Raw genomic sequence first — 16,793 nt, forward strand, 5'->3', positions numbered from 1 at the left:
CGTCGCCCTACCTCCTAAATCCATTTAGTCGTGTGCGGACCCGCATGCAGGGTGTTGTGGGGGCTGAGGGCTAAATACCCTCGGCTACCCGATTAGAGCTGACTCTTAGCATCATATATTTCCTTGTATTCTGGATGCTTCGCCTTTTGTGAGCGGGTTAAAACGGTGCGCAATGCATTAGCCAGCACCCACTTTAGATTTGAGTTTTGCTCTTGGTAAAACGCAGCTAATAGAGCTTCGGATGCCGTTTCATTAGCGTCTTTTTCTGTGAGGGCGCGAATAACACCCTCCCTAATTCTAGGGTGATGCTCAATATCAAGGTGCTTTACTAATATTGAATATGCACTCGCATAGCCACCTTCAAACTTACGCAGAAACTCATAGCGATTATTGTTGTTGACAAAATCCCAAACTGATTCGACTTCGTAACCCGCTTCAGCTAACTCTTCGATTAGGCCTAGTTCGTCCGCCGCCAAAAGAACTTCTCTCTCTTTTAGTTCTAGGTCTTTACGCTTTCGCATCTCCTGATATTCAGGATCAGCTTCAAGCTTTTTCATTAAATCACTGGCTTTCATTCGTAATTACCAAGAGCCTTAACGCCGCAATATGGGGCGCGAAAAAGCTTGGCTAAAATTAGCGACGAAGGAGCGCAAGCCAAGCTTTTTGCGTCCCATCATAAACCGTTTGTTAGGTACTACTTCTTGCACAGTTGCAGTTTGCGTTTTAGATAATATTCAGCTTTGCTCAGATCAATTCCAATGCCAAATGCTTTCTCACCTGAGCCATGCCTGTAGTAGAGTTCTAAGACATGTATTGCCTCACAGCTATTTAACTCCGCTGCTTTTAACAAGCATGACCAAGCAATAGCTGCATCTACTTTAGGTGGTGTGCGTGCAAAATATCCATCTTGTTCTGTATTGCTTTTGGTATATGCAGTATCGAAAAAGAGAGAATACATTTGGGGAATATCATCTTTTATGGGGCATTCGCCCGCATAAGCACTCTTAGCCGAAATAAGCAATAGTCCAACTATGCAAAAAAATTTCATGTAGTACCTAACAGCTTAATCATCAGAAGTGCGTATAGAACTTTTCAACATTGAGTCTATCAACACCATTCTAAGAAGTTTTAAATTAATAATTTCATAAACTTAATTCTAGATTAAATAAAATGCAATAATATTTTTAGGGTCGAAACCAAGCCAACCGTCAAAGCAAGCCAAATATAGGGGCGTTATGTAAACTTATTATGATAAAAAATAAATTCAAACTGTTAATTTATATCATCTCCATGAAACCAATACCTTGTTAAAAACAAAGTGAGAAATAATTTGAGTTTTTGGCGTATCGCCATTATTACTGTGTAAATGAACAGTGGTTCGAGTCGGAGGGGTTATTGATGGCTAAATCTCAACTTATCGAGTTAATCAGAACAAAATTAGGCGTACGGAGTCTTCAATCTTCAAATAGTCAATCCGGTGTCTGCTTTGAGTCTGGGAGCCAGCATTCAGCTAAAAGCTAATTAGGATCTGCTTTTCGCTCATTCCTGATATCGGGTTAAGTCGGCTTACGCGCCCACGGCGCTAAACCGACCTACTTAAGCAGGAGTGAGGGTAATCCCTAAACCAACAATCCAGCAATACTTCTTATCCCAACACCGGTTGCGCCTGCGGCAAATAATTGGGTGTCGCTTTGGTTAAATGCAGCGGCTAAATCTATATGTAACCAGCCTGTGCCGGTTTCATTAACAAAGCGGGATAAAAATCCGGCCGCGTTAGATGCACCGCCTGCACCACCGCCTTTAACTGTGCTGCTGTTTGCGGTATCTGCGTAAGGAGACGGGCATTTATCCTGATGATATTTTTCCAGCGGTAGTGGCCACGCGCCTTCATTATTTTGTTTCGCTGAGTTTAGTGCGTTATTCAGCAATAATGAATCTAACGCAAATAACGCATTATATTCACGCCCAAGTGCAACAGAGGCAGCGCCAGTTAAGGTAGCGGCATCAATAATTTGTTTTGCCCCTAGCTCGGTTGCCATAATTAAGCCGTCGGCCAAGACTAAGCGGCCTTCGGCATCGGTATTAACTATCTCGACTTTGGTGCCATTTTTATACTCAATAATATCGCCTAATTTAAATGCGTTACCTGCAACCAAATTTTCAGCACAACATAAAATGAGTTTAATTCGTTTTTGGCTGCCTTTTAAAATGGCTAATGCAAGTGCGCCAGCCACTGTTGCCGCGCCGCCCATATCGCATTTCATGGTTAACATACCCTCTGACGATTTAAGCGAATAACCGCCGCTGTCAAACGTAATGCCTTTGCCTACTAACGCATAATCAATTTCGGCTTGTGCATTGCCACTTGGGTTGTAATCCAGCACTAAAATGCAAGGTGGATTAATACTGGCTCTGCCAACCGTATGAGTGCCAATCCATTGATTTTCTAATAATTGCTCACCAACTAATAACTCACTGGTGACTAAATCGGGTGCTAAATTGCTGATAAAGTCGGTCACGTTTTGCGCCAAACTTTGTGGGTAAATTTGGTTAGGCGGTTGGTTGATTAAGTTTTTAGACCAATCAAATACCGTTTTTAATTGGTCTAATTCTGCGCTATTTTCGGTTAACCATGTAACGCTTTGCTGTTGTTTTGCCGTTACAAAACCTTGATAAAACGCCCATTGTTGCTCTATTGTCCATTGCCCTGTTAACTGAACTGAATTTACCCCAAATGATTGAATTTTACGTGCGCAGCTTTGAATAACGGTTAATTGTTCCGATTGCTGAAAATTAGCATGAATGGTAAACCCCCGCGCATGAGTTGAGATTAAGGTATTGTCAGCCCAGTGTTTGGCCGGTGCATCGTTTGATAATAAAACTTGTAATTGGTTAGCCATAATATTTGTTTTATGAAAAATGAATACAATCAATATACGCCAATTTTGTCTGCAAACCAGCTACCTATTTTGATTTTATTGTAAAAAAGAGTTGAGAATATAACTGGCTATTTTCTTTACTTTAAATGCGCTAATGACTTGTTTGGCTGGTTGTCATTACCTACAATGACGCACTTTTATTTTTTAGTTTAGGTTTTCAAATGAGCGATAATAAACCAGCTTTACCCGATCGTCTTTCTAGCGATTCTCGCAGCAAGTTTTTTGTAAAAGAGTGCTTTGACCATGAAATTGGGATTAAAGTGAATGGCAAAGAGCGTACTAACGTTGAGGAATATTGCATAAGTGAAGGTTGGGTTAAAATTCCATCTCCAAAAGCATTAGACCGCAAAGGCCAGCCGCTATTAATTAAATTAAAAGGCACAGTAGAAGCTTTTTATAAATAACAGCGAATCATTTGCCTTGCCCGAAGCTGTCTAGTACCGTTTCAATAAAGTTTTGAATGTTTGAGCGCACTTTGTAGTTCGGCGTTTACGCCGTTGAATATTGCAGTTTAACGGCGTAAACGCCGATCTACAGTAAAAATTTGAATTCATCAAAATTAAATGAAAAAGGTACTCGTTTCGGGTGATTTATTTGCCTATCGGCCATATTAGCTTTAATCGCTTACTGAGCATAAAAGCTATAAACGCATTGCCCTAATCCCAAATTCAATTCTTTGTTGTACCGCATTTGCTATATTTTCAGGCATTAAGCTGCGGTTTAGAATATCTTTAAATTTGTTTTCTACTGTATCTACTAATTTTTGACTGAAAATTTGTCCTTGTTTAAAACCAAGCCCAATGTTTTCGGCAAGCAAAGCAAAATCTTCGCTTGTGTAATAACCAAAGTTGTCATAAGCCTTTGAAAAATCACCTTGAGTTTCTGATTCTAACAAAGATAAAGACAAATATTCGGTGGCATAATTTGGATAAGGCGCAACGCTTAGAATATCGTATAGCGGAGTAAAATTTTGCATTATTGTACTGCGGCAACCTGGTTCCCGATATAAAGAAAAATTTTTCAAATGTAGATCGTTATTTCCAACCAAATAGGCAAATAATACTTGCCTGAATCCATTTAACAACACGGCTTTATTATGTCCGCTGGCGATAAATAATTTTTTTAATGTCCATTCATAAGAAAGCTCATCAGAACCTTTATTCTTCGGGTGTATGTTGCAAAGCGATGCGGCATCTTCAATTAAAAAACGGTCGCCTTGAGGGCGAATATCAAAACGCTTAACAACATATCCGAGTTCGCCATTTTCAAATGGGACAAGTGAACATTCAGCTACATTAAAACCAACGGCTTGCGCCAGTCTCATTATCGCAAGTTCGTTTTCTGGTAAGTGTTTAAAGTTTTTTGGGGCAGGTTTTACAATATATTGAGCACCCGTTTGTTTGGGCACTAAACGGCCGTTTTCAAGCGACATTAATAATTTAGTCTGGACACCTGAAACAGAATTTCCTTTTACATATTGGGGTGCTAAATGTTCAATTTCTTCCGCTGTACCCTTAATCATAAGGTCATTTATTGGCATTGCATTTAAAGCAAACATTTTTTTAAGGTGAGTTTTGCTATAACGCCCTTCAAATTGATTTGCTTGAACTGGCTTTAGGGTTCCATTACATATTAACATCTACAGGCTCCACAGATAATGCGCCGATAATGTCTTTGCCATTGGCGAGCAACAGACCAAATGAATCTTGTTTATCCAGTTTACCAATTTGGCTTTGATGAGTTCTTACCCAGCCTTCTGATATCATATTTTCAAAAAATGGTGGTAGGTAATCAAATTGATACTGAGTTTTATTAAAAGGAAATGCATGACCAATAGGGTCACCTGTCAAAATATAAGCTTTGTCATACTCAAATAAGTAACTATCTTTGCCACCGGTTAAATCTGTTTTAAATTCAGAAATACAGCCAGCATACTGACCATTGCAATAAATTAACCCTTTGCGACTAGCTTTCATTATTTATGTTACCTATATAAAGCTGTTTTCCCATGACATTTAATATCGCTTCAATACTTTTTATATTGCTATTACCCGGATCCTGCATTGTGCGGGTTAATGTGGCTCTACCAATATTGGCAAGTAAAGCAAAGTCGTTTAGGTTAATTTGATTGTCTTTGCAATACTGGCTGACCATTGTTTTTAGCTGATGAATTTGAATATAAGACTGGTTTCGAGAGTGAGCAGACTGCTGGCCTGTTTGCTGTTTGAGAGCAGATAATAATGTTTCTATCTGCTCTATTTGATTTACTAAACTAAATTCATTCATTGGTTAGCTCAAATAATCATTTTAGATTAATTTAATTTAAATATAACACTATATGATTAAGTTGAACTTTTCAAACTAAAAAATAATCGGATATGATTATTTTAAAAGCTAAACTTTAATTTGTAATCATGTAAGATTTTTTATGTATTTTTGTAATCATTTATGATTTTTATTATTTTAAATAAATCTAATTTGATTAAATTTAATAAACCTCTCCTACCTGCTCTAAATGAGTTAAATAAACCCGCATATCAAATTCAAGCTGGTGGTAATCTGGTTGCATATATTCGCAGAGTTTATAAAACGCTTTGTTATGCTCTTTTTCTTTAATATGCGCAAGTTCATGTACCACTATCATATTTAAAAATGCCTCTGGTACGTTTTTAAAAGTCGATGAGATTTTAATTTCGTTTTTGCTTTTTAATTTATTGCCCTGTATTTGTTTTTTATAGGTGTGCAGCCCAAGTGCGTTGTTAACCACATGAATTTTATTATCAAATTTAACCTGACTCAGCGGCGATGATTGTTTTAAATATTGATTTTTGAGCGCTAAGGTATAATCCCGCAATGCAGAATCTGAGTTTATTTGATGAGTATTTGGATATTTATTACGTAAATAATCAGCTAATTTATCTTGCGCAAGTAAATGATTAATACTGGATTGTAAATGTTGCGGGTAATGCGCAAGATAAATAAGTTTTGGAGCCGACATTTAATAACCTATGGTTTGCTGTAATTGGATTATTTTACTTTAATTTAAAGCCCAAATTAAAATGAATCCTAGATAACTAATCCGTCTGCTTAATTTACCGGTATAAGATTAATTAAAATCAGATAAAGGATTGCCTAATGAATCAATTAAAACTGAATAGTTTTATTCTCTCTTTATGTTTTTTGCTATTTAGCTGTACTAATGTGCCTGAAAATATAACGCCTGTTGACGCGTTTAAGTTAAAACCTTATTTAGGGCAATGGTATGAGATCGCTCGTCTGCCGCATAGTTTTGAAAATAACTTAACTCAAGTAACGGCTCAGTATCAGTTAAATGAAGATGGTTCGGTTAAGGTAATTAACCGTGGTCTTAATTTATGTGATAACAAATGGGAGCAAGCCGAAGGCGTTGCTAAATTTGTTGGTGAGCAAAACAAAGGCCATTTAAAAGTGTCGTTTTTTGGCCCGTTTTATGGCGCTTATGTTATTTTTGAGTTAGGTCCGTTAAGTAACGGCCAATACCAATATTCGTTTGTTTCAGGCCCGAATACTGATTATTTATGGTTATTGGCTCGCCAGCCGGATGTATCTGAAAAAATAAAGCAGGACTTTATTAAGCAAGCTGAGTTAGCCGGTTTTAATACTCAAAACATAATCTGGACTCAATTATTAACTTTATGCGCAGATTAAGTTGAGGTTTTTCCTAACTCAACCAAATATCGCTTTTAGCTTTTCACGCCAACCAGTTTTTGGTTGTGATGTTTGTGGATCTGCAATAAATAACCTGAGTGAGGCTGGTGCATCTGGCCCCCACGGCCACCAAGCAGCCATTATATTTGCTTGTTGATTGTCGGGTTGGTTGCTAAATAATAACTGGCGGTTTTCCATTTGGGCAAATAACCCTGCACCACGGCGAATGGTTTGTGGTGCTTTACGAATGGTTTTTTTATCCCAGTTTTCGGTAAATACTTGTGATAGCTCATTTTTAACCTGAGCCATAATTGGTTTTGGGACTTCTGCAACTAGGGCATCAAATCTTTTATCTGGTTGCCAAATCAGTTTTTCAGTTAACTGAATTACAATTGGGTGCGCTGTTTGTTTTAGCTTTTCAAACTGCAATTCATTCATATATTGTCCTTAAATTTAGTGTTTCTTTAAATTTACTACAAATAGAATGAATTGCCTGAAAAAAATATGAAGAGTTAATGAATTTCTTTAACCGACATTAACTCAGCTTCAAGCGCTTGTTGTTCGTGGCCTCTCGGTTTATGGAATTTAGCGGTTGCTAAATACACGACCGGCGTTAAATACAATGTAAATAATGCTGCCAAGCCTAAACCGCCAAACATAACCCAACCAATTGCGCTACGCGCTTCTGCACCAGCGCCTGAGCTTAAAATAAGTGGCAGGCCGCCTAATACAGTAGAAACCATAGTTAAGGCGATTGGGCGCAGGCGCACATTAGCTGCTTGCTCAATGGCTTGGCGAATATTGTAGCCTTTGTCTCTTAACTGGTCGGCAAATTCGACCATTAAAATGCCGTTTTTCGCCATTAAACCAATTAGCATAACCAAGCCAATTTGCGAATAAATATTAACACTGGTGCCGGTAAGCCAAAGTGCATAAATTGCTGCGGCTAACCCAAAAGGCACAACTGTCATAACATTTATTGCGCTGGCAATCCCTTCAAATTGGGCGCATAACACTAAAAATACAATTAATAGCGCAATTGCGTAGGTAAAGGCGACCTCGTTTGAGGTTTCTTCCAGCGTTTGTGCTTCGCCTAAAAATATCATGTGAATATCATCCGGCAAAACTTGCTCGGCAATCGCCTGCATTTCTGCCATTGCATCGGCCAGCGGGTAACCTTCGGTTAAATTGGCGCTAATTTCAATTGCGCGGCGCTGGGCGTGGCGATCTAGCTCGGCGGCGACGCTGTTTTCTTTCATTTCGACAACGCTGGATAAAGGTAATTGGCGACCCGATGCGCTGGATACATATAAATTAGCTAAATCCTGCGGAGATGAAACTCGGGTTGAGGACGTTTCCAATATAATCGGAATTGATTCATCGGCAATGCTTAAATCGACCAAATCCCAACCATCCACTACGGCGCGTAAAGTATTGGCGATTTCACTTAAAGATATGCCTAAATCAGCTGCTCTGCGTCTGTCTATTTCAAGTGACAATTGTGGCTGAGTTGGGCGATACGAAATATCCGGTTGAGTAATATGAGTGCTTTGCTCGTTTATTGCATCGACCATAGCTAAAGTGGCAGCATAAATTTGTTGATAATCGTTGCCTAATAGCGCCACTTCAATGCCACCAACATTGCCTCGAATCGCTAAGCTATTTGGGCTGCTAACTCTGATTCTTGCACCCGGAATTAAACTCAGTTGTTGATTTAACTCCGCCTGAACTTGTTGTTGGCTGATGCTTCTTTGTTCCCAAGGTACAAAAGGTAACATGACCTGAGCGCGGTTTGGATCATACCGTCCAACCGTGGTAAACATATCTGTGATTAAACCTTGTTCCAAATACGGTTCTGCAATCGCTTCTATTTGTTCTGCCTGACGGCCAATATAATTTAAACCCACGCCATCTGGGCCGGTGGCGTCAACATAAAGTACGCCTCTGTCTTCGCTTGGTAAAAGCTCATTGCTTAATTTTGGATAAATCCAACCAGCCGTTGCCGCTAAAACTAATGCTAAAACAAAAAATAAAATGGCTCGGTCTAAAACAAAGTGAACCGAGTTCATATAAACCTTAGCCAGAGCTAAACCTAAGCGTTCTAAAAGATTGGGGTGGTCAGATTTATTGGGTTTAGCCAGCGGAAAACGAGCCGCCATTGCCGGTACAATTGATAAAGCGACAAATGATGAAATAATCACAGCGCAGGCCAGCACAAAACCAAACTCGCGGAACATTTTACCGGCCGATCCCGGAATCAGCGCAATTGGCACAAATACGCTAACTAAAACGGCGGTGGTAGCTATAACCGCAAAAATAACTTGTCTTGTCCCTAATACTGCCGCGGCTCTTGGTTTTAAACCTTGCGCGCTTACTCTTTGAATATTTTCTAATACGACTATGGCATCATCTACCACTAGGCCGGTGGCCAGTACAATGGCTAATAATGTAGTGATATTGATGGAAAACCCCATTAACCAAATACCGGCTAAAGTGCCTATTAGTGCAAGTGGAATTGCGGTACTTGGGATTAAGGTTGCGCGTAAATTACCTAAAAATAACCAAAGCGATGCAACGACTATGATAATGGTCATGGCTAAGCTGGATAAAACTTCGGCTACCGAACTTTCGATAAAAATTGCGCTGTCTTCGGTTATAGTGAGTTGAATATTGTCGTATTTTTTATTTAATCGCTCGACAACTTTATTAACCTGTTCTGAAATTTCTATGGTATTAGAGTGCGCCTGACGAATCACACCTAAACCAATCACCGGGCGTTTATTTAAATAAACGAGCGAATCAACATCTTCTGGACCAAAATAAACCTGAGCCACATCACCAATTCGGGTGGTATCTTTAATGATGATATTTTTAACTTGTTCTTCAGTAACCGTTGTTGCGTTAGCGCGAACCAATAATTCCTGATCCTGAGCTTTAAAACTGCCGGTAGGAACATCCAGCGGCGCGTCGTATAAAACATTGGCTAAATCATTAACGGTTAAACCATAACTAGCGAGTCTAAGCGGGTTGATGACAACGTGTAATACTTTTTGCCGCGCACCAAATAAAGGAACATCCGCCACACCGTTAATCCCGATAATTTCAGGCACAATATCTTTTTCGATAATGCGGGTTAGCTCTTCTTCTTTTAAATGTTGGCTGGTAACGGCAATATTTATAATCGGTCTGGCATCATCCTGAGCTTTCACTACGCTGATTTGCTCAACATCGTCTGGTAATTCACGCTGCACCTGATTAACTGCTTCACGTACATCTGAGGCGGCTGTCATTAAATCTGTATCGGCGGTAAATTCGGCGTGTACCCTAAAGTTATTTTCTTCACTCGATGAGCGAATATTTTTTATTCCAGAAACCCGTGCAACGGCACCTTCGATTATGCTGGTGACTTCTGCATCCATTGTTTCTGGTGTTGCTCCCGGTAATACGCCTCTAACTGATACAACGGGCTGATCAACATCCGGTAATTCGCGCACTTCAACATGGCTTAATGCGGCAATACCTGCCAGCGCAATTAAAAGATTGATAACTAAAATTAAAAAGGGTCGGCGAACGCTTAGCGAGGCTAAATCGTCTTTAATTATTTCACTCATTGCCTAATAACCTTTGCTGAACTTGAGTTGAAACATCAGTAACTTTCATGCCTTCGCGCATTCGCTGAATGCCTTCTTTAACGACTAATGTGCCAACCGGTAAATCGGCCTCAACTAAAATTTCACCTTTTAATCTTTGCACAACAACAACAGGCATACGTTTGGCTTGGCCGTTGTCAATTTTCCAAATATAAGCACCGTCGCCACCCCATTGCAGTGCGGTTTCCGGCACAAGTGGATATTGACCAGAAACCAAATTCAGCATGACTTTAAAACTCATCCCCGGACGGTATAAATCAGCCTGATTATTTAATTTGGCTTGCACGGTAAAGGTTCGGCTTTGCGGATCAACCCGGCTGTCAATATCAACTACTTCGGCTTGTGCAATTTGAGCTGCATTTTGCCAAGGCGCAACTTCAACCTGCTGGCCTATTTTGAGTTGACCATAAAATGCCTCGGCTACTTCAAACATAATTAATAAGCTGCTTCTGTCATCTAAACTGACTAATGGGGTTTGAGTATCAATATAAGCACCAGGATCAAGCTGAGTTAACCCTAAATGCCCGCTAAATGGCGCTTTTATAAAATGGTAATCGAGTAAAACTTTAGCTCGGTTAAATGCAACCTGAGTACTGGCTAAATTGGTATTGGCTTCATCCAGCATAGATTGAGTAACGCCGCCACTGGTGACTGCCGCCTGATAACGCTTGTAGGTTCGCTGTGCATCGGCAAGGCTAATTTCGGCTTGTTTAACTAATAACGTTTGCTCGTTTGCATCCAGTTCAATCAGGTTTTTTCCGGCTTTAACCATTTCTCCGGCCTGAACATTCATCGACTCTATAATGCCGCTAATTCTTGGATACAAAACAACAGATTTTAACGCTCTTGATGTGCCAACCGCCTGTATATTAACGGCTTTATGATGCATACTAACGGCTTGAGTTAAAACCGGTTCTTCTTTTATTTTGGATACGCTGGCGGTTGGTTGTTTTTCTTCGGTGCAGGCGGTTATTAATAACAAACCTGAAATGAGATAAATACTTTTTAATAACTGTGGCATGGATAATTCCAGATAAACAAGCTAACGGCTGAAAGTCTTTGACAAATTATGACAAACTATAAGTGATTTAGACTAAAAGTTTAATCAATTTCAATGTAAAGATACTGTAAAGCGAAATAAATTAACTTAAAACGTTGGCCTTATTTTTGTTTGTTTTTAACGTTTTACTCTAATCAAATCAATTAGCGCGGCTCACTTTTAATTATGCAAACATTATTTAATTCGGGGTTTTTACTGGCGTTTTTTGCTGTCGCCTTATTTTCCAGTAAATCTATTTTTATTAAATACGCCTATCAATATGGGGTTGATACCACTACTTTATTAGCTTGGCGAATGCTGATTGCATTGCCGTTTTATGTTTTTGTATTGTTTGCTTGCCTTAAACAGCGCACAGAAAACGCTCCTAAAATAAGCTCAAATAGCCTGATTAGTATGATAGTGTTAGGAATTTTAGGTTATTACGCCGCCAGTTGGATGGATTTAGAAGCGCTGCATTATATTAGCGCGCATTACGAGCGTTTGGTGCTATACACCTATCCGGCATTTGTATTAATTATTAACTTAATCTGGCAAAAAAGGCGGATTACAGCAGCCGAAGTCATTGCGCTGAGCATTGCTTATTTGGGATTGTTGCTTATTTTTGCGCACGATCTCACCTTATATGGCGATGCCATTATTTTGGGGACTTTGTTAGTATTAGCCAGTAGTTTCAGCTTTTCTTTTTATGTGGTTGGCAGTCAAAAATATAGCAGTAAATACGGCAGCAAATTGTTTACCTGTATTGCCATGCTGGCTGCCAGTGTGATTATTTTTATTCATTTTATGGTCACTCAGCCAATCAGTAATTTAGCGCAACCTTGGCAAGTTATTGCACTGGCATTTGCTATTGCGGTGATTGCAACGGTTATTCCGTCGTTTTTAATGAACGCAGCAATAGCCCAAATTGGCGCAAATAAAGCGGCAATTTCCGGCAGTTTAGGACCGGTTTTAACCACAGGTTTTGCCATTTTATTATTAGGGGAAGAATTTACCTTATGGCACGCCTTAGGTATGCTACTTGTATTGGTTGGCATTTATTCGCTCGCCAAACGAAAAAATTCATAATTGTTCGGTTTCAATGCTACAATCGAACTCACTTTCAGGATTAATTTTCAACAGCAGACAAAGATTATGATTAACGCTAAAAAACTTGAAGATATTGCAAAACAAATTTCAGACGCTTTACCGCCGGGTGTTAAGCAATTTGCTGACGATATGGAAGGGAAAACCAAACAGGTTATTCAAAACAAATTAGCTCAACTGGATTTAGTGACCCGCGAAGAGTTTGATGTACAAACCAGAGTATTAATGCGCACCCGCGAAAAATTAGCCGACTTAGAACAAGTTGTAGCTAAACTAGAAACTCAGCTTAATGGGCAAACTGAGCAAGCGCAGTCACAACCAGAGCAATTACCAAATAAAGACAGCGAATAATCTATACTCGTGCCATCTTTAAAAATGCAGGCGCTGTTTAGGCTAGCCTGCATTTTTGCTAATCATCATGCTTAACCTCTCCACTGTTTATTCTCTTTAACTATCCCTTGTTGTTCCCCCCGCCACTTAATTAAAAGCTAATGCTTTAATTTAAATCAAAAAATATCAATATCGTATGACTAATCTGCTTATCTTTTTGTAAATAATATGCTAAAAAGTGTTGGATTTTTTAAACAAGCAGTGCTTTAATGGATTTGTGACATATTATGTCTTTGCCGTTTGGCATCCCAAGCTGAATTAAATTTAGCTTTACTATCAAAGAGGATAGCGTTATGGATTTAGTGTTTGAATATATTTTAACTGTGCAGTTTGCACTGTTTGTATTTGTTGTAGTTACCCTTAAATCATCAATTAAATTTGTGCCGCAAAACCGGGCCTGGATTATCGAACGGTTTGGTAAATACCAGTCAACCAAAGAAGCCGGTCTTAATTTTATTATTCCATTTGTGGATAAAGTCGCAGCAGATCGTTCGCTAAAAGAGCAAGCGTTTGATGTACCTAGCCAAGCGGCAATTACCAAAGATAATATTTCCTTAACGGTCGATGGCGTATTGTATTTTCGGGTGCTTGACCCATACAAAGCGACTTATGGTGTAGAAGATTATGTATTTGCTGTAACTCAGCTTGCGCAAACGACGATGCGTTCTGAAATTGGTAAAATTGATTTAGATAAAACCTTTGAAGAGCGCGATATGCTCAACGCAAAAATTGTTAGTTCAATTAACGAAGCGGCTGAATCATGGGGGGTTGCCGTATTACGTTACGAGATTAAAGACATCACACCTCCTGGCACTATTATGGAAGCGATGGAATCGCAAATGAAAGCCGAGCGTGAACGTCGGGCAAAAATTTTAGAATCAGACGGTGAAAAACAAGCTGCTATTAATATCGCCCAAGGTGATAAACAAGCACGCGTTTTAGCCGCCGAAGCAGAAAAACAAGAGCAGGTTTTAAAAGCCGAAGGTGAAGCAAAAGCCATTTTAGCCGTTGCCGATGCTCAGGCTGAGGCGCTACGAGTTGTGGGTGAAGCCGCAGCAACAGAAGATGGTCAAAAAGCCATTCAGTTAGATCTGGCAACCAAAGCCATTGCCGCAAAACAAGCAATTGCCAAAGAATCCAGCATTGTTTTATTACCAGATGGCAGCACTGAAGTTGCTAATGTTGTTGCTCAGGCGACCAGTATTTTAAATGTGCTGAATAATAAGTAGGCTTAGTAAACAAAACAGAGATAAAAATATGAACTTTATTAGCGAACATTTTTCTGAGGTTTTAATTGCTCTGGGTATTATTTTATTGGCAATTGAAGTCGCAATATTAGGCTTTGCAACTTTTATTCTGTTTTTTGTTGGTATCTCGTTAGTGATTACTGGCGTTTTAAGCTGGGTTGGACTGTTACCACAAACTTGGTTAGCTGTATTATTAGCCAATGCAATTTTAAGCAGTATTTTGGCTTTAATTTTATGGAAACCGTTTAAAAAGTTACAAAACCAAACTGAACAATCGCCTGCTAAAAATGATTTTGTTGGAGTTCGCTTTGTTACCGAACAAGCCATTTCAAAGCATCATTTTGGTCAATATAAATACTCAGGTATTACTTGGAAAGTGAAAAGTGAATCTGACATTTTGGCGAATACAGAAGTTGAAGTTGTAAAAGCAGAAGTCGGTACATTTTGGGTTAAAGCGGTATAACCCCAATCGACTTCACTATTTAAAAACGTACTAAAAGGAAATGTACAATGTTAAAAACTCTACGAGCATTTAGTCTAGCTGCTATTTTATTACCTGCCTTTGCAATGGCTGCGGATAAAGCAAGTTTGATTAATGAAATTGTTGATAAATCAGGTTTAACAACCTCTCTTGAATCTTTACCTGCGCAGTTTCAGGCTCAGGCTATGCAGCAAAAGCCTTATGTGAAAGATCCGCAAGCAGTTGACTCTGTTATGCAAATCTTAAGCAATAATGTTGATAAGCATGAGATTAAACAAACATTAGTTGACACTTTTGACAGCAAAATGAGTGTAGCTGAGCTTAAAGAAGTTAAAAGCTGGTTAGATTCAGATTTAGGTTCACAAATTGCTAAAGCCGAGTTAGAAGCTGCTGATCCTGCTAATATGCAAGAAATTCAAATGTTTGCAGCTAGTTTTCAAACTCAGCCACCAACACAAGAACGCATTGTAGCAGTGCAAAACTTTGTTGAAAAAAGCAAGTTAGTTGACGCTGCCATGAATATGGTTGAACAAATTATGAGTTCAACTATAAGTAGCATTGAAAAGTTTAGTGACAATCCTGACATGGCAAAAGTTGAAGATGCAGTTGCTCAGGCAAAAGGCATGATTCAGCCAATGTTATGGCAGCAAATGATTTTAATGTCGCATTACACTTATCAAGATTTATCAGTTGAGCAAATTAATCAATACACTGATTATTTAGTAACTGATAGCGGTAAAAAATATCTGCAAACTGGTATTGATGGTGTAACCGCAGTAATTAACCAAATTATGGAAAAATCTGCTCCACAAATTAAAGAGGCAGCACAAGCCTATAAAAAAGGCTAAGTTGTATTTAAACTTCAATAAATGGCAGTTAAAATTAGCTGCCATTTTTTTATGCCTGTTTAGTGGAGTTTAGCTTGTTAGATTTATTAGATTTTCTACCCACCCAAGGCCACGCCTTTTACCTTTCCCGAATCGGGGTGATTTTAGCGGCGGTTTTGTTTTTAAGCCTAGTCGCATTTAAATTTGTTTTACCTGTGTTGCGTAAAGCTATCACCAAAACCAATCATACTTGGGACGATTTATTAATCGAAAATAAATTTATCAGCCGAGTTTTGCTGATAGTGCCGGTTATTGCTGCTGAAAAATTAACTTATTTATTGTTTGATCTGCCAGAGCATGTTGCGCAGGATTTTGGCCATGTGATTAGCATTGCGATTACACTGGTTATTGCCTCTGTAATTTTGGCAATTATTAATACCATCCGCGATATTTTTGATGAGGTTGAGTCACTTAGAACCTTGCCAATTGATAATATTCGCCAGCTTGCGGTATTGCTGGTGTATTTAATTACCACCATTTTTATTGTCTCGATTATTTTTGATAAATCGCCGCTCACTTTATTAACCGGTATTTCGGCCGCTATGGCCTTGGTTTTATTAATATTTAAAGACGTTATTTTAGGGTTTGTGGCTGGTGTTCAGTTATCGCTTAACCGTTTAGTGAGAGTAGGTGATTGGATTGTATTTGAAAAAGGCAAAGCTGACGGTGATGTCATTTCAGTGGGGTTAACCGTTGTTAAAGTCAGAAACTTCGACAAAACTATTACCTCAATTCCGGTTTATGATTTAGTTTCAAACAGTTTTACTAACTGGCGCGGAATGCAGGAAACTGGCGCAAGACGAATCAAACGTGCACTTTATTTAGACCAGAACAGTGTTGGTTATTTAACCCAAGAAAACTACGAAAAATTAAAAGATCATCCGTTATTAAAACAATACTTAGCCGATAAAATCGCTGATGGTGCAAGCATTGCGACTAAAGATGAATTGCCATCAAACCGCTGTTTATCTAATTTAGGTACATTTAGAGCTTATATTGAAGCCTATTTAAAAGAGAAAAAAGAAATTCGTAATGACATGCTAATGATGTGCCGCCAGCTTGCGCCAACTGAGCATGGCTTACCACTGGAGTTATATTGTTTTACCGAAACCGAATGGCTTAGATACGAAAAAATTCAGGCTGATGTATTTGACCATTTATATTGTGTCGCCAAATATTTTGGTTTACGGGTTTTTCAGTTTGGTGAGTTAAAACAGGCTAAATCAGCTTAAAAAATGAAACAGGGTTAATATCAATTAACCCTGTTTAGCTTTTAATTAACCTCAACTCGGGTTAAGGTGTATTCTAACTAATTGAATTATTTAACCTTATAATTCCACATGGTTTCTAACGAGAATTTTTTTGTGCG

At 38.8% G+C, this 16,793-nt stretch carries 18 protein-coding genes; 8 read left to right on the forward strand and 10 right to left on the reverse strand.

The window, feature by feature from the left end:
• Positions 1-92: 92 nt before the first annotated feature.
• From N7931_RS17950 to pepB, 3 genes are all read right to left on the reverse strand, one after another.
• Positions 93-575 (reverse strand): hypothetical protein, encoded by a 483-nt coding sequence (locus N7931_RS17950; RefSeq protein WP_262795728.1) that lies wholly within the window; start codon positions 573-575, stop codon positions 93-95.
• A 119-nt stretch (positions 576-694) separates the two neighbouring features.
• The gene (locus N7931_RS17955) at positions 695-1,048 is read right to left on the reverse strand and encodes a hypothetical protein (RefSeq protein WP_262795729.1); all 354 of its coding nucleotides are present in this window, start codon (positions 1,046-1,048) and stop codon (positions 695-697) included.
• Positions 1,049-1,619: 571 nt separating this feature from the next.
• Positions 1,620-2,900, reverse strand: a complete 1,281-nt coding sequence (gene pepB / locus N7931_RS17960) for an aminopeptidase PepB (protein WP_262795730.1) — start codon at positions 2,898-2,900, stop codon at positions 1,620-1,622.
• Positions 2,901-3,100: 200 nt separating this feature from the next.
• Between pepB and N7931_RS17965 the strand changes: the two genes are divergently transcribed.
• Positions 3,101-3,343: a DUF3297 family protein gene (locus N7931_RS17965; RefSeq protein WP_262795731.1), complete on the forward strand. Its 243-nt coding sequence runs from the start codon at positions 3,101-3,103 to the stop codon at positions 3,341-3,343.
• Between the two features lie 236 nt (positions 3,344-3,579).
• On the opposite strand, the gene N7931_RS17970 is transcribed toward N7931_RS17965, so the two are convergent.
• From N7931_RS17970 to N7931_RS17985, 4 genes are all read right to left on the reverse strand, one after another.
• Positions 3,580-4,578 carry a HipA domain-containing protein gene (locus N7931_RS17970; RefSeq protein ID WP_262795732.1) on the reverse strand — a complete coding sequence of 333 codons (999 nt, stop codon included), beginning with the start codon at positions 4,576-4,578 and terminating at the stop codon, positions 3,580-3,582.
• Complete coding sequence (locus N7931_RS17975) at positions 4,565-4,915, reverse strand: HipA N-terminal domain-containing protein (protein WP_262795733.1); 351 nt, start codon at positions 4,913-4,915, stop codon at positions 4,565-4,567. The genes N7931_RS17970 and N7931_RS17975 overlap by 14 nt, the downstream gene beginning before the upstream one ends.
• Positions 4,905-5,225: a hypothetical protein gene (locus N7931_RS17980; RefSeq protein ID WP_262795734.1), complete on the reverse strand. Its 321-nt coding sequence runs from the start codon at positions 5,223-5,225 to the stop codon at positions 4,905-4,907. Before N7931_RS17980 ends, N7931_RS17975 begins: the two co-directional genes overlap by 11 nt.
• Before the next feature lie 202 nt (positions 5,226-5,427).
• Positions 5,428-5,937 (reverse strand): YgjP-like metallopeptidase domain-containing protein, encoded by a 510-nt coding sequence (locus N7931_RS17985; RefSeq protein WP_262795735.1) that lies wholly within the window; start codon positions 5,935-5,937, stop codon positions 5,428-5,430.
• A 137-nt stretch (positions 5,938-6,074) separates the two neighbouring features.
• On the opposite strand from N7931_RS17985, the gene N7931_RS17990 reads away from it, so the two are divergent.
• Positions 6,075-6,626, forward strand: coding sequence for a lipocalin family protein (locus N7931_RS17990; RefSeq protein WP_262795736.1), 552 nt, complete (start codon positions 6,075-6,077; stop codon positions 6,624-6,626).
• Between the two features lie 18 nt (positions 6,627-6,644).
• On the opposite strand, the gene N7931_RS17995 is transcribed toward N7931_RS17990, so the two are convergent.
• The 3 genes from N7931_RS17995 to N7931_RS18005 all read right to left on the reverse strand — a co-directional run bounded on the left by N7931_RS17995 (position 6,645) and on the right by N7931_RS18005 (position 11,297).
• Positions 6,645-7,064: a hypothetical protein gene (locus N7931_RS17995; RefSeq protein WP_262795737.1), complete on the reverse strand. Its 420-nt coding sequence runs from the start codon at positions 7,062-7,064 to the stop codon at positions 6,645-6,647.
• A 74-nt stretch (positions 7,065-7,138) separates the two neighbouring features.
• The gene (locus tag N7931_RS18000) at positions 7,139-10,237 is read right to left on the reverse strand and encodes an efflux RND transporter permease subunit (RefSeq protein WP_262795738.1); all 3,099 of its coding nucleotides are present in this window, start codon (positions 10,235-10,237) and stop codon (positions 7,139-7,141) included.
• A complete protein-coding gene (locus tag N7931_RS18005) occupies positions 10,230-11,297 on the reverse strand; it encodes an efflux RND transporter periplasmic adaptor subunit (protein WP_262795739.1) in 1,068 nt (355 codons plus the stop codon). The genes N7931_RS18000 and N7931_RS18005 overlap by 8 nt, the downstream gene beginning before the upstream one ends.
• 204 nt (positions 11,298-11,501) lie before the next feature.
• On the opposite strand from N7931_RS18005, the gene N7931_RS18010 reads away from it, so the two are divergent.
• From N7931_RS18010 to N7931_RS18035, 6 genes are all read left to right on the forward strand, one after another.
• A complete protein-coding gene (locus tag N7931_RS18010; RefSeq protein WP_262795740.1) occupies positions 11,502-12,401 on the forward strand; it encodes a DMT family transporter in 900 nt (299 codons plus the stop codon).
• A 66-nt stretch (positions 12,402-12,467) separates the two neighbouring features.
• Entirely contained in the window at positions 12,468-12,770 is a 303-nt protein-coding gene (ubiK, locus tag N7931_RS18015; protein ID WP_262795741.1) for a ubiquinone biosynthesis accessory factor UbiK, read from the forward strand.
• 332 nt (positions 12,771-13,102) lie between these two features.
• Positions 13,103-14,038, forward strand: coding sequence for an SPFH domain-containing protein (locus tag N7931_RS18020; RefSeq protein WP_262795742.1), 936 nt, complete (start codon positions 13,103-13,105; stop codon positions 14,036-14,038).
• A gap of 28 nt (positions 14,039-14,066) precedes the next feature.
• Positions 14,067-14,519 (forward strand): NfeD family protein, encoded by a 453-nt coding sequence (locus tag N7931_RS18025; RefSeq protein WP_262795743.1) that lies wholly within the window; start codon positions 14,067-14,069, stop codon positions 14,517-14,519.
• A gap of 47 nt (positions 14,520-14,566) precedes the next feature.
• Complete coding sequence (locus N7931_RS18030) at positions 14,567-15,385, forward strand: hypothetical protein (RefSeq protein ID WP_262795744.1); 819 nt, start codon at positions 14,567-14,569, stop codon at positions 15,383-15,385.
• 74 nt (positions 15,386-15,459) lie between these two features.
• Positions 15,460-16,656 (forward strand): mechanosensitive ion channel family protein, encoded by a 1,197-nt coding sequence (locus tag N7931_RS18035; protein WP_262795745.1) that lies wholly within the window; start codon positions 15,460-15,462, stop codon positions 16,654-16,656.
• Positions 16,657-16,793 lie beyond the last annotated feature (137 nt).

The organism is Catenovulum sp. 2E275, assembly GCF_025515275.1.
Lineage (GTDB): Bacteria > Pseudomonadota > Gammaproteobacteria > Enterobacterales > Alteromonadaceae > Catenovulum.

Bases quoted from the DNA above. Each gene is read 5' to 3' on its own strand.
- N7931_RS17950 (WP_262795728.1), bottom strand. From the start codon at position 575: ATGAAAGCCAGTGATTTAATGAAAAAGCTTGAAGCTGATCCTGAATAT.
- N7931_RS17955 (WP_262795729.1), bottom strand. From the start codon at position 1,048: ATGAAATTTTTTTGCATAGTTGGACTATTGCTTATTTCGGCTAAGAGT.
- pepB (WP_262795730.1), bottom strand. From the start codon at position 2,900: ATGGCTAACCAATTACAAGTTTTATTATCAAACGATGCACCGGCCAAA.
- N7931_RS17965 (WP_262795731.1), top strand. From the start codon at position 3,101: ATGAGCGATAATAAACCAGCTTTACCCGATCGTCTTTCTAGCGATTCT.
- N7931_RS17970 (WP_262795732.1), bottom strand. From the start codon at position 4,578: ATGTTAATATGTAATGGAACCCTAAAGCCAGTTCAAGCAAATCAATTT.
- N7931_RS17975 (WP_262795733.1), bottom strand. From the start codon at position 4,915: ATGAAAGCTAGTCGCAAAGGGTTAATTTATTGCAATGGTCAGTATGCT.
- N7931_RS17980 (WP_262795734.1), bottom strand. From the start codon at position 5,225: ATGAATGAATTTAGTTTAGTAAATCAAATAGAGCAGATAGAAACATTA.
- N7931_RS17985 (WP_262795735.1), bottom strand. From the start codon at position 5,937: ATGTCGGCTCCAAAACTTATTTATCTTGCGCATTACCCGCAACATTTA.
- N7931_RS17990 (WP_262795736.1), top strand. From the start codon at position 6,075: ATGAATCAATTAAAACTGAATAGTTTTATTCTCTCTTTATGTTTTTTG.
- N7931_RS17995 (WP_262795737.1), bottom strand. From the start codon at position 7,064: ATGAATGAATTGCAGTTTGAAAAGCTAAAACAAACAGCGCACCCAATT.
- N7931_RS18000 (WP_262795738.1), bottom strand. From the start codon at position 10,237: ATGAGTGAAATAATTAAAGACGATTTAGCCTCGCTAAGCGTTCGCCGA.
- N7931_RS18005 (WP_262795739.1), bottom strand. From the start codon at position 11,297: ATGCCACAGTTATTAAAAAGTATTTATCTCATTTCAGGTTTGTTATTA.
- N7931_RS18010 (WP_262795740.1), top strand. From the start codon at position 11,502: ATGCAAACATTATTTAATTCGGGGTTTTTACTGGCGTTTTTTGCTGTC.
- ubiK (WP_262795741.1), top strand. From the start codon at position 12,468: ATGATTAACGCTAAAAAACTTGAAGATATTGCAAAACAAATTTCAGAC.
- N7931_RS18020 (WP_262795742.1), top strand. From the start codon at position 13,103: ATGGATTTAGTGTTTGAATATATTTTAACTGTGCAGTTTGCACTGTTT.
- N7931_RS18025 (WP_262795743.1), top strand. From the start codon at position 14,067: ATGAACTTTATTAGCGAACATTTTTCTGAGGTTTTAATTGCTCTGGGT.
- N7931_RS18030 (WP_262795744.1), top strand. From the start codon at position 14,567: ATGTTAAAAACTCTACGAGCATTTAGTCTAGCTGCTATTTTATTACCT.